The sequence below is a fragment of the Streptomyces sp. HUAS TT7 genome, from assembly GCF_051550175.1.
In the GTDB taxonomy this organism is placed as follows: Bacteria; Actinomycetota; Actinomycetes; order Streptomycetales; family Streptomycetaceae; genus Streptomyces.
Window position 1 is genome coordinate 2,030,436 of record NZ_CP196175.1, and the last position, 12,142, is coordinate 2,042,577.

Annotated in this window: 10 protein-coding genes; 6 read left to right on the forward strand and 4 right to left on the reverse strand. The window is 71.9% G+C overall.

The window, feature by feature from the left end; all coding sequences use genetic code 11:
* Positions 1–383: 383 nt before the first annotated feature.
* The 3 genes from ACSHXC_RS09045 to ACSHXC_RS09055 all read left to right on the forward strand — a co-directional run bounded on the left by ACSHXC_RS09045 (position 384) and on the right by ACSHXC_RS09055 (position 2,340).
* Positions 384–1,364, forward strand: coding sequence for a helix-turn-helix domain-containing protein (locus ACSHXC_RS09045; protein ID WP_438296489.1), 981 nt, complete (start codon positions 384–386; stop codon positions 1,362–1,364).
* Between the two features lie 58 nt (positions 1,365–1,422).
* Positions 1,423–1,905 (forward strand): DUF456 domain-containing protein, encoded by a 483-nt coding sequence (locus ACSHXC_RS09050; protein ID WP_438291084.1) that lies wholly within the window; start codon positions 1,423–1,425, stop codon positions 1,903–1,905.
* 69 nt (positions 1,906–1,974) lie between these two features.
* Positions 1,975–2,340 (forward strand): PPOX class F420-dependent oxidoreductase, encoded by a 366-nt coding sequence (locus ACSHXC_RS09055; protein WP_438291085.1) that lies wholly within the window; start codon positions 1,975–1,977, stop codon positions 2,338–2,340.
* A gap of 8 nt (positions 2,341–2,348) precedes the next feature.
* Here the strand turns inward: ACSHXC_RS09055 and asnB are convergent, their stop codons facing one another.
* From asnB to ACSHXC_RS09070, 3 genes are all read right to left on the reverse strand, one after another.
* Positions 2,349–4,190, reverse strand: a complete 1,842-nt coding sequence (gene asnB / locus ACSHXC_RS09060) for an asparagine synthase (glutamine-hydrolyzing) (protein WP_438291086.1) — start codon at positions 4,188–4,190, stop codon at positions 2,349–2,351.
* A 184-nt stretch (positions 4,191–4,374) separates the two neighbouring features.
* The gene (locus ACSHXC_RS09065; RefSeq protein ID WP_438291087.1) at positions 4,375–5,475 is read right to left on the reverse strand and encodes a calcium:proton antiporter; all 1,101 of its coding nucleotides are present in this window, start codon (positions 5,473–5,475) and stop codon (positions 4,375–4,377) included.
* A 42-nt stretch (positions 5,476–5,517) separates the two neighbouring features.
* On the reverse strand, positions 5,518–6,891 hold the full coding sequence (locus tag ACSHXC_RS09070) for a bifunctional transcriptional activator/DNA repair enzyme AdaA (RefSeq protein WP_438296490.1): 1,374 nt from the start codon (positions 6,889–6,891) through the stop codon (positions 5,518–5,520).
* Positions 6,892–7,058: 167 nt separating this feature from the next.
* Here ACSHXC_RS09070 and ACSHXC_RS09075 point away from each other — a divergent pair, with 167 nt between their 5' ends.
* Entirely contained in the window at positions 7,059–7,451 is a 393-nt protein-coding gene (locus ACSHXC_RS09075; RefSeq protein ID WP_438291088.1) for an ANTAR domain-containing protein, read from the forward strand.
* A gap of 38 nt (positions 7,452–7,489) precedes the next feature.
* Here the strand turns inward: ACSHXC_RS09075 and rsgA are convergent, their stop codons facing one another.
* Positions 7,490–8,623, reverse strand: coding sequence for a ribosome small subunit-dependent GTPase A (gene rsgA / locus ACSHXC_RS09080; protein WP_438291089.1), 1,134 nt, complete (start codon positions 8,621–8,623; stop codon positions 7,490–7,492).
* Positions 8,624–8,976: 353 nt separating this feature from the next.
* Between rsgA and ACSHXC_RS09085 the strand changes: the two genes are divergently transcribed.
* Positions 8,977–10,062 (forward strand): hypothetical protein, encoded by a 1,086-nt coding sequence (locus ACSHXC_RS09085; RefSeq protein WP_438291090.1) that lies wholly within the window; start codon positions 8,977–8,979, stop codon positions 10,060–10,062.
* A 322-nt stretch (positions 10,063–10,384) separates the two neighbouring features.
* Positions 10,385–12,130 carry an ABC transporter permease gene (locus tag ACSHXC_RS09090; protein ID WP_438291091.1) on the forward strand — a complete coding sequence of 582 codons (1,746 nt, stop codon included), beginning with the start codon at positions 10,385–10,387 and terminating at the stop codon, positions 12,128–12,130.
* The last annotated feature ends 12 nt before the right edge of the window (positions 12,131–12,142 follow it).

The following is a 12,142-nucleotide window of genomic DNA, read 5'->3' on the forward strand; positions in this document are numbered from 1 at the left end:
GGGCGACCCCACCCCCCACGGGAGGAACACCCGGCGGACCGGCTGCGCGGCTACCGCACCGCGTATGCGTCCACCACGGTCTGGGTGACCGAATTGCCGTTGGCGTCGGTCAGTTCGGTCTTCAGGGTCACGTTCCTGGCGGCGGCTCCCGCGTGGTTCACGGTCGCCGTCCGACTTCCGCTCCGGTGCGAGCGGAGCTTCCAGCTCGTGGTGACCTGCTGCGAGCGCTTCCACAAGAGCGCAAATGCCCCGTACCCGGAGGCTGTTGGTGCTGCGGTGGCTCGACATTGGCAGAGCGACGGGAGATACGGGGATGATGTTGTGAGGCGGGTTTGCGCCGGGGCGGTTTCCCGCCACCGCGCAGGTGAGGGAGGCGGTCCGTGGTGCTGGGAGCGATAGGTCTCGACGAGACGCAGGAGTCGGCGTACCGCGCCCTGGTCGCGGTCGGCGCGGCCGAGGTGAGTGACCTCGCGCACCGGCTCGCGCTGCCCGAGAACGAGACCGAGCGCGCGCTGCGCCGCCTGGGGCGCCAGGGCCTGGCCGCCCAGTCCTCGGCGCGCCCCGGGCGCTGGGTCGCGGCCCCGCCCGGCGTGGCGCTCGTGGCGCTGCTCACCCAGCAGCGCCACGAGCTGGACCAGGCCGAGCTGGCGGCGGCGCTGCTCGCCGCGGAGTACCGGGCCGAGGCCGCCGCGCCGGCCGTGCACGACCTCGTCGAGGTGGTGACCGGCGCGAGCGCGGTCGCCCACCGCTTCCACCAGTTGCAGCTGGGCGCGGCCGAGGAAGTGTGCGCCCTGGTGACGGGCAAGCCGGTCGCGGTCACCGGGATGGACAACGAGTCCGAGGAGCGGGCCTCGATCCGCGGGGTCGCCCACCGGGTGGTGATCGAGCGCGAGGTGCTCTCGCTGCCCGCGGGGATCGTCGAGCTGTCCGCGGCACTCGGCCGCGACGAGCAGGTGCGGACGGTGGACCGGGTACCGACCAAGCTCGTCGTCGCAGACCGCAGCCTCGCGATGGTGCCGCTGACCGGCCGGGACGCCGAGCCGGCCGCGCTCGTGGTGCACGCGAGCGGGCTGCTCGAATCCCTCATGGGCCTCTTCGAGGCGGTGTGGAAGGACGCGCTGCCGCTGCGGCTCGGCGGCGGGGGCCGCGGCATCGTCGAGGAGGCGCGGGGCCCGGACGCGACCGACCTGGAGATCCTGTCGCTGCTGCTGGCCGGGATGACGGACGCCAGTGCCGCCAAGCAGCTGGAGCTCGGCCTGCGGACCGTGCAGCGCCGGGTCAAGGGCCTGATGGAGCTCACCGGGGTCACGACCCGCCTCCAGCTGGGCTGGCACGCGTACGAGCGGGGCTGGGTGGCCCGCTGAGCCTTCCCGCGAGGGGCCCGGGACTGCGGGAACGGGCGGTTTCCTGCACCCTTGGCAGATGGGCGTGTGGCAGCTCCTCGCGGTCGGGGCGGTGATGCTGATGGGCCTGTGCGGCGTCCTCGTCCCGGGCGTCCCCGGGCAGGCGATCGTGTGGGCCGCCGTCGCGTGGTGGGCGCTCGACGACATCACCGGGCTCGCCTGGGCCGTCCTGGCCGGGGCCACCGGCGTGCTCCTGCTGAACCAGGCCCTGCGGCCCTTCCTCCCGCCGCGCCGCTTCAAAGCGGCCGGAGTGGCCAGGAGGTCGGTCCTCGTCGCGGGCGCGGCCGCCGTCGCGGGGTTCTTCGTGCTGCCCGTGGCGGGTGGGATCGCCGGGTTCGTCGGCGGGCTCTACGGCGCGGAACGGGTACGCCTCGGCAGCCGCGGGGACGCCTTGGCCTCGGCCCGTACGGTCCTTCGTGCGGGCGGCTACTCGGTGATGGCCGAGCTGTTCGCCTGCCTGCTCGTGGCCGGGGCGTGGCTCGGCGCGGTGATCTGGGGCTGAGCGCCCGTCCCGAAGACCTGGGTCCACGACCCGATGACGGCGTGGTGGCGGGCGTGTGAGGGTGGCCGCATGACCGCATTCAGCGAGGCCGAGCGCACGTATCTCAAGAGCCAGCGCCTTGGCCGGCTCGCCACCGTGGACGGGAAGGGCCAGCCGCAGGCCAACCCCGTCGGGTTCTTCCCGCAGGACGACGGGACGATCCTCATCGGCGGGTACGCCCTCGGCACCACCAAGAAGTGGCGCAACCTCCAGGGCAACCCGAAGGCGGCCCTGGTGGTCGACGACGTGGTGAGCGTACGGCCGTGGAAGGTGCGCGGGGTCGAGATCCGCGGAGTGGCCGAACTCCTCACCGGAGCACACGAGTTGGGCCCGCACTTCAGCGAGGAGCTCATCCGCATCCACCCGCACAAGATCCACAGCTGGGGTCTCGGCTAAGGGGCGCCTTACGCCATCTTCAGCTCCGGCTTGTACAGGTCGAGCCAGATCGCCAGGTCGAGCGTGCGCTCCAGGCCGCGGCGCGATGCCTGGTGGATCTGCGGCGCGCCGGCATCGGCCGCCCGGCGGAGATTGTCGCGGTCGATGAGGTCGAAGACCGGGTGCGAGGGCTGGGCGAGCAGGTCCTTGGCGTGACCCTGAAGGGCGATCGCGTACTTCGGGTCCTGCGTGGACGGGTACGGGCTCTTGACCCGGTCGTACACGGACTGCGGAATGACGTCCCTGGCCGCCTCGCGCAGCAGGCTCTTCTCGCGGCCGTCGAAGGACTTCACCGACCAGGGCGCGTTGTATACGTACTCGACGAGCCGGTGGTCGCAGAACGGCACCCGTACTTCGAGCCCGACGGCCATGCTCGCGCGGTCCTTGCGGTCGAGCAGGACGCGCACGAAGCGGGTCAGGTGGAGGTGGCAGATCTTGCGCATCCGGTACTCGAAGTCGCTCTCGCCGTCCAGGCGTTGGATGCCGGCGACGGCGGTGTCGTAGGAGTCCTTGACGTAGGCGGGGACGTTCAGCGCGGCCGAGAGGTCGGGGCGCAGCAGGCCGGAGTCGTCGCCGAACTGCTCGGCGAACCTGACGAGCCAGGGGAAGGTGTCGGCGTTGCGGGCCTCCTCGTCGAAGAACTGCTTGTAGCCGCCGAAGACCTCGTCCGCGGACTCGCCGGACAGGGCGACCGTGGAGTGTTCGCGGATCGACTTGAACAGCAGGTAGAGCGAGGTGTCCATGTCGCCGAAGCCCACGGGGATGTCTCGGGCCCGGATGACCTTGGCCCGCACCTCGGGGTCGGCGAGCGACTGGGCGTCCAGGACGATGTCCTGGTGGATCGTGCCGGAGCCGCGGGCCACGTCGTGGACGTAGGGGGTGTCGGGAGTGGCGCGGAGTTCGTCGGCGACGAAGTTCTCGGTCTGGCCGACGAAGTCCACGGCGAAGCTGCGCACCTGCTCGCCGACCTCGCCGAGCTGGCGGGCGGCGAGCGCGGTCAGCGCGGAGGAGTCGAGGCCGCCGGAGAGCAGCATGCAGCGCGGCACGTCGGCGACGAGCTGGCGCCGGACGATGTCGTCGAGCAGTTCGCGGACATGGGCGATGCTGGTGGCGCGGTCGTCCTCGTGCGGGCGGGTTTCGAGCGACCAGTAGGTGTGGGTGCGCAGGCCGCCGCGGTCGAGGGTGACGACGGTGCCGGGCTCGACCTCCTTCATGCCGTCCCACACGGCGTGGCCGGGCGTCTTGACGAAGGTGAACAGCTCGCGCAGGCCGTCGAGCGAGACCGAGCGGCCGGCCAGCGGGTTGGCGAGGATCGCCTTGGGCTCGGAGCCGAAGAGCACGCCGTCGGCGGTCTCGTAGTAGTAGAAGGGCTTGATGCCCATCCGGTCGCGGATCATGACGAGGCGCTGGACGCGCTCGTCCCAGATCGCGAAGGCGTACATGCCGTTGAGGCGTTCGGCGACGGCCTCGCCCCATTCGAGGTAGCCGTGCAGGACGACCTCGGTGTCGGAGTCGGTGGTGAACCGGTGTCCGCGGGCGGCGAGTTCGGCCCTCAGCTCGGTGAAGTTGTAGGCCTCGCCCGAGTAGACGAGGGCGACGGTCCTGCCGTCCGCTTCGACGGTCATGGGCTGGCGCCCGCCCGGAAGGTCGATGATGGCGAGCCTGCGGTGGCCGAGGGCGGCCGGCCCGTTGGCCCAGACGCCGCGGTCGTCGGGACCGCGGCAGTCCATCGTCTCGGTCATCGCGTTCAGGGTGTCCCGCTCGGCGCGCAGTTCACGGTCGAAGGAGATCCAGCCGGTGATGCCACACATGGTGCCTCCTGCTTGGCCTGTCCGGCCGGAGGGGGGACGTGCCGCCGGCCGAATAAGATGTATTGAGCAACTACCTACCTCTCGATCGTGTGCCTCGGCAGGCGGTCCGTCAACATGGGCGTAACACCGGTGACCTGAATGCACCGCTTAGTCGGCCGGGAACGTATGCAGAACGAGCCCCTGGCTACGGGCTGACCGCGAGCACGATGTACGCGGCGAACAGCGAGAGGTGCACACCCCCCTGCATCAGCGTGGCGCGGCCCGGCACGACGGTCAGGATGCCGACCGCGACGGTCAGCGCGAGCAGCACCATGTGGCTCGCGCCGAGGCCGAGCACCAGCGGCCCGGACAGCCAGATCGTCGCCAGCGCTACGGCCGGAATGGTGAGGCCGATGCTGGCCATGGCCGAGCCGAGCGCCAGGTTGAGGCTGGTCTGTACGCGGTCGCGGCGGGCCGCCCGCACCGCGGCGATGGTCTCGGGCAGCAGCACGAGCAGGGCGATCACGACGCCGACGACCGAGGCGGGAAGCCCGGCCGCGGCGACCCCCCGCTCGATGGTGGGCGAGACCCCCTTGGCCAGGCCCACCACCGCGACGAGCGCGACGCCGAGCAGGGCGACGCTGATCCAGGCGGTGCGAGCGGAGGGCGGGTTGGCGTGGGTGTCGTCCCGCATGACCTCGCCCTGCTGGGTCACCGGCAGGAAGTAGTCCCGGTGGCGCACGGTCTGGGTGGCGACGAACAGCCCGTACAGGAAGACGGAGGCGATCGCGGCGAAGATCAGCTGGGCGGCCGAGAACTCGGGGCCCGGCTTGCTGGTGGTGAAGGTCGGCAGGGCGAGGCTGAGGCCCGCGAGGGTGGTGACCGTCGCGAAGGCGGTGACGGTGCCCTCGGCGTTGAAGACGGCGTATCTGCGGCGCAGGGCGCCGACGAGCAGACACAGGCCGACGATGCCATTGCAGGTGATCATCACGGCGGCGAAGACGGTGTCGCGGGCGAGCGAGGCGCTCTTGTCGCCGCCGTCCGACATCAGAGTGACGATGAGCGCTACTTCGATGACCGTCACCGCGACCGCGAGCACCAGCGACCCGAACGGTTCGCCCACCCGGTGCGCGACCACCTCCGCGTGGTGCACCGCGGCGAGCACCGCGCCCGCCAGGAAGCACGCGACCAGGGCCACGAGCCAGGAGGGCAGGGAGCGCCCCCAGGTCAGCGCGAGCAGCACGACGGCGAGCAGCGGCATCAGCGCCGACCAGCGGTCCAGGGGCAGGCGCGCGAGACGGATCATGCCTTCGACGTTCCCAGAAGTGGCCGGGCCCCGCCCGTCGGGTTACTTCCCCCTGCCCGCCTCGACCTGGAGGTGGCGGTGGGCGTAGGAACGCCAGGGCCGCCAGGCGTCCTCCCCCGTCGCCGGCCCCGCATCGGGGTCGCCGAGCGCCCGCGTCCGGATCGCCGTCACCGTCTCCTCGTCCATGCCGGGCAGCGTGCGCAGGATGCGTGCGGCCTCGTCGCGGTCGGCTCCGGCGTCCAGGCGCAGGGTGGCGTCGGCGAGCGCGGCGGCCAGGGCGGCGAGCCGGGGATCGGGGTGGCCGGCGAGCACCGCGGACTCGGGGAACAGATGGGTGAGCGTGCCGCAGGGCACGTCGAGCCGCTTGCCGTACGTCTCGACGAGCGCGGCCGCACCTTCCCTCCCCACCAGCGCCCGCACCGCGCACTCGTCGGGATCGGCGGCGCCCGGCGAGCGCAGGCCGGGGGTGCGCGCGACGAGCGGGGCGAGCCGGGGATCGGCGCCGAGCCGCTCGTCGACGGCGTACGGGTCGGCGTCCAGGTCGAAAAGCCGGCGCAGGCGCTGCACGGCGGTGGTGAGATCGCGCAGGTCGGTGAGGTGGATCCGGGCATCCAGCCAGCCCTGGCGGGCCGCGGTGTGCGCGGGGGCGGCCTCGTCGACGGCCACGACGGCGGTGCCGTGGGGCAGCCGCAGGGTGCGGCGGTAGGTGCGGGCGCCGGGCTCGCCGACGACCTCCTCGACGCACGCGACGGCTTCGCCCGCCAGCAGATCGAAGGTCTCCTCGGTCGCGTACGGACCCCGGTAGGCGAGCCGCAGCGGAATGCCGGCGGCCGCCGTGACGCCGGGCTCGGTGGCCCGGGTGCCGGCCTCCTCGCGCAGGCCGCTGGGAGTACGGGCGTAGATCTGCCGGATCGTGTCGTTGAACTGGCGCACGCTGGCGAACCCGGAGGCGAAGGCGATCTCGGTGACCGGCAGCGAGGTGGTCTGGAGCAGCACCCGGGCCGAGTGGGCGCGCTGGGCCCTGGCCAGGGCGACGGGGCCCGCGCCCACCTCCGCGGTGAGCTGGCGCTGCACCTGCCGGGTGCTGTAGCCGAGCCGGGTCGCGAGCCCGGGCACGCCCTCCCGGTCCACCACGCCGTCCCCGATCATGCGCATGGCCCGGCCCACGACGTCGGCCCGCGCGTTCCACTCGGCGGAGCCGGGCACGGCGTCCGGGCGACAGCGGCGACAGGCTCGGAAGCCGTGTCCCTGGGCGGCGGCGGCGCTGGGGAAGAACCGGACGTTCTTGCGTCTCGGGGTGACCGCGGGGCAGCTCGGGCGGCAGTAGATGCCGGTGGTAGCCACGGCGAAGAAGAACTCCCCGTCGAACCGGGCGTCCCTGCTGCTGACGGCTTCGTACTGCGCTTCCTGATCCATCACGCGTTCCAGTGTGCGGCGCCGCGGGCCCGTACTGCTGGCGGTTTTCGGACGCGACGCTGCGGTCCCGGGACCGGCACCTCCCCGAAACCGCCCTGGTCCAGCCGGTCCAGTGCGCCCGTTGGCCCCGGTACGCGCCGCGAGCCCTGGCGTTGGGCCATGAGCAGGTGACGGCGCTGCCCCTGTATCTGCGCGACGCGTGCGTGGGCTCCCTGGTGCTGCTGCGGTCCGGCGGCGCGCCGCTGCCGCCGGACAAGCTGGCCCTGGCACGCGCACTGGCGGACGCCGCCGCCATCAGTCTGCTGCGCGAGAACCAGCTGCGGGAGAGCCGCACCCGGACCACCCAGCTGGAGCACGCGCTGACCAGCCGGATCACCATCGAGCAGGCCAAGGGCGTCCTCGCGACCAGGATGAGCGTCCTCGTGGACGAGGCCTTCGACGGACTGCGCCGTTACGCGCGCTCCCGCCGTCTCAAGGTGGCCGCCGTGGCGCTCGACATCGTGGCGGGCCGCCCGTTGCCGGGCCGGCCGTACCAGCGGGGCGAGACACCGCTCGGGTGACCTTCGGGGGCCCGGCCGCCGGGCCCCCGAAGGCCCGCTCAGCGCAGGCGGCCGCGTTTGGCCTCCATGTTCGCGCGGCCCTCCGCGCCCTTCGCCTTCCAGTCCCGCCGGATCTCCGCCCGCAGCCGCGCATCCGTCTTCGCCACGATGCGCTGGTTCTCGCGCAGAAGCTTGCGGTAGCTGTCCAGGCGGCGCTCTGCGAGCGAACCGTCCTCGATCGCGGCGAGCACCGCGCACCCCGGCTCGGCCTGGTGCGCGCAGTCGTGGAAGCGGCAGTCCGCGGCCAGTTCCTCGATCTCGGCGAAGACCTGGCCGACGCCGGACTCCGCGTCGTACAGACCGACGCCGCGCAGCCCGGGGGTGTCGATGAGCACGCCGCCGCCCGGCAGCACCAGCAGGTTGCGGGTGGTCGTGGTGTGGCGGCCCTTGCCGTCGACCTCGCGGGCCGCCTGCACCGCCATCACCTCCTCGCCGAGCAGCGCGTTGGCCAGCGTGGACTTGCCCGCGCCGGACTGCCCGAGCAGCACGCTCGTACCGCCGGCGACGACCGCCGCGAGGATCTCGACGCCCTCGCCGGTGGTGGCGCTGACCGGCAGCACCTGCACGCCGGGCGCGGTGTTCTCCACGTCCTGGACGAGGTAGGACAGCCCGACCGGGTCGGGCACCAGGTCGGCCTTGGTGAGCACGACGAGCGGCTGCGCGCCCGACTCCCAGGCCAGTGCCAGGAAGCGCTCGATGCGGCCGAGGTCGAGCTCGACGGCGAGCGACACCGCGATGATCGCGTGGTCGACATTGGCCGCGAGGATCTGCGCCTCGGACCGGTTGGAGGAGGTGCTGCGCACGAACGCGGTGCGGCGCGGCAGATACGTACGGACGAACCGGGGGTCGCCCACCGGCTCGACGGCGGCCCAGTCGCCGGTGCAGATGACCCGCATCGGGTCGTGCGGGGTGACGAACGCCGTGTCGGCGCGCAGGGTGCCGTCGGCGGTCACCACGTCGCACTGACCGCGGTCGACCCGGACGACCCGGCCGGGCACCAGGCCCTGTTCGGCGTACGGGGCGAACTCGGCCGCCCAGGCGTCGTCCCAGCCGTACGCGGCGAGCGGGCGCGACGAGGCGGATGTGTTGAACTCGGAGCTGTTGAACTCGGTGATGCTGAACGAGGAAGACAAGGGGAACCCTTCGAAGGGCGGCCCCGGCGCCACGCGCTCGGGCGTGGAGGAAGAGGTGGGTCAGCCGGCGGCCACGGGGATGCGTTGGATGAACTTCGGGATGCGGGCAGCGCCCTTCGCAACGACAGCCATCGTTCACACCTCCCCAACAAGGTCACTTCACCGGCGACAACCCTCGGTCGTCACTCGAACAGGCTCGACTTTAGACAGGGGCGGTGCGCGGCGCCAGTCAATTAATTCGCCCACCCCTAGCGCCCCTTCCACGAGACCTGCCGCCCAGGCCTGCGGAGTAGCACCGGCCGGGCCCGGGTATCGCGTAGGCACTTCGTCGTGTGGTGAACGGGGGCACAGGGATGAGCGGGAACCCGTACTTCTTACGGGACAGGGATCGGGACCAGGATCTGTCGCCGCGCGGTGCGCAGCGGGCGACCAAGGGGCGCGTGCTGGTCGGTGCCGGCTGGGCCCTGCGCGTGGCCGGCACGGTGGTCGGGCTGCTGGGCTTCGTCGAGTTCAAGGCGCGCCTCAAGGACGTCCTCGCGGGGTCCTTCGGGGACGCCTTCGTGTGGCTGGGCCTGCTGGGGTGGGCGGCGGCCGTCCTCGTGGGTCTCGCGGCCTTCTTCGTCGGCCGGCTCGCCGTGGTGCGCGGCAAGCAGCACACCGCCGACCTCGTCGTGTCCTGCGCCGGCCTGGCCGGGACCCGCTACGTCCTGTATCTGCGCCCGTTCTCGAACGACCCGGGGATGGCCGCCCTGAACAACGACCTCCAGGGCGGCGGGGCGAACCTGGAGAACATCTTCTTCATCTCCGGCCTCACCCACGAAGAGGCACTGGTCCGCCGTTTCGGGCGGTTCGGCCGGGTCGTCGCCATCGGCAGGCCCGGCGAGAACCTTCCGCTGCCCGGCGCGACCCGCGCCTACCTTCCGCTGGACGACTGGAAGGGCACGGTGAGCGATCTCATCACGGGCGCGCACGCGGTGCTGTTGTCGGCGGGCCCGGGGCCGGGGACGGTGTGGGAGTTCACCGAGGCGCTGCGCCTCCTGCCGCCCGACCGGCTCGTACTGCTCGCCTACTGCGACGCGGCGACGTACGACCGGTTCCGCGAAGCCGTCACCGAGGAGTACGAGCGGCGTTCGCGCACCGAGCCGGGGTCACCCGGGACGGGGTTGTGGCCGCCGCTTCCGGCGCTGCCCGGCTACCCGCCGCCCGCGCGCCCCGAGCGGCCCCGCTGGCAGGTGCTCCTGAACGGCGGCCGCAAGCGACTGAGCTGGGACTTCGCCCTCAAGGGGTTGATCATCTTCGGGCCGCGCTGGGAGGCGACGTTCATCCGGTTCGATCCGACGGCCCTCAAGTACCCGTCCGTATGGTCGCTGCGCAAGCTGGTGAAGCGTGAACTCAAGCCCGTCCAGGACCAGCTGGGCGCGCTGAACACCCGGAGCTGACCCGCCCCCACACCCCTTATTTGCACATCAGCGCAATAAGCGGCAGACTGCACGAGTCACTGGAAACCGCGTCACCGAAGGGGGCAGCCATGGACGCAGATCCTCCCAGTCCGCGCCGCCCCGCCGGGCGTCTCTGACCCTTCCCGTCACCTCCCGCCCCTCCGCACGGGGCCGGGGCGACGGCTCGGTGCGCCCGGATTCCCCGGGCTTCGCACCCCCTCCCCCTTTTTTCTTTCTCACCACGTCGGGCTCCGCCGCGCCGGGGTGCGCGGTCGCGCCCCCGGGACTCCTGTGCCCACAGTGTGGTCGGAGGTTTCTTGTGATGTCGTTCCGGACGAGTCCCGCGACGCGGGTCACCTCCCGGTTCGCCGGCCGCCTGGCCCGGCTGAGCTGGGTCGACGCGGTGGTCGCCGCGGCGGTGCTCGTGCTCTTCTACGTCGTGCTCCAGGTGGGCCACGGGACCACGGTCCGCTTCTCCACCGATCAGTCGATCAAGGTCGACACGGATCCCGCCCAACTGCCGTACGACGCCGCCCGCTCGCTGCTGCGCATGTTCATCGCGCTGGCCGCCTCGATCGTCTTCACGTTCGTGTACGCGCTGGCCGCCGCGAAGAGCAGGCGCCTGGAGCGCATCCTGATCCCGGCCCTTGACATCCTCCAGTCGGTGCCGGTGCTCGGCTTCCTCACGGTCGCCGTCAGCGGGTTCATCGCCCTGTTCCCCGGGTCCATGCTGGGCCTGGAATGCGCGTCGATCTTCGCGATCTTCACCTCGCAGGCCTGGAACATGACGTTCGGCTTCTACCACTCGCTGACCTCGCTCCCCCGTGAACTCGACGAGCTGTCACGGTCGTTCAGGTTCACGCGGTGGATGCGGTTCTGGAGGGTGGAGCTGCCGTCGGGGATGATCAGCCTCGTCTGGAACGGCATGATGAGCTTCGGCGGCGGCTGGTTCTTCCTGGTCGCCTCCGAGGCCATCAGCGTCAACAACAAGGACTACGCGCTGCCCGGCGTCGGCTCGTACGCGGGCGCCGCCATCACCGACGGCGACCTCGGCAAGGTCGGCTGGGCGATCCTCACCATGGCCGTCATGGTCATCGGCGTGAACTTCCTGTTCTGGCGGCCGCTGACCGCCTGGGCCGAGAAGTTCAAGAACGAGCAGTCCGAGGCGAGCGAGGTCCAGCGCTCGGTCGTCCTGGACTTCCTGCGCCGCTCCGCCTGGCCGCAGCTGCTCGGCAAGGTGCTGCGTCCGGCGGGCCGGGCCCTCGGCCGCGCGGGCCGCGTCTTCGGCACCGACGACCGGCCGCTGCACGTCGACGGGGCACGTCGGCGCACCGGCGACATCACCTTCACCGTCGTCGCGGGCGCCCTCATCCTGTGGGGCCTGTTCGACCTCGGCCGCTACCTCCACGACGAGACCGGCCTCGGCGTCTTCGGAGAGCCGCTGCTGCTCGGCCTCGCGACCCTGGCGCGGGTGGTCGTTCTGGTGGCCGCGGCCACCGTCATCTGGGTGCCGATCGGAGTGAAGATCGGCTTCTCGCCGAAGCTGACCCGGATCGCCCAGCCGATCGTCCAGGTCCTCGCGAGCTTCCCCGCCAACTTCCTCTTCCCGCTCGCCATGTGGTTCTTCCTCAAGACGGGCCTGTCCATCAACATCGGCGGCATGCTGCTGATGGCGCTCGGCGCCCAGTGGTACATCCTCTTCAACACCATCGCGGGCGCCATGTCGATCCCCAGCGACCTGCGCGAGGCCATGGACGACCTGGGCGTACGCGGCTGGCAGCGCTGGAAGCGGCTGATCCTGCCCGGCATCTTCCCCAGTTACGTCACCGGCGGCATCACCGCGTCCGGCGGCGCCTGGAACGCCTCGATCGTCGCGGAGGTCGTCGCCTTCAACGGCACGACCCTGACGGCGACCGGCCTCGGCGCCTACATCGCGAAGGCCACCGCCTCCGGCGACTTCCCCCATCTGATCGCGGGCGTGGCGGTGATGAGCCTGTACGTCGTCGGCCTCAACCGCCTGCTGTGGCGCCGCCTGTACCGGCTCGCCGACACCCGCTACGCCCTCTGACACCCCTGAGCT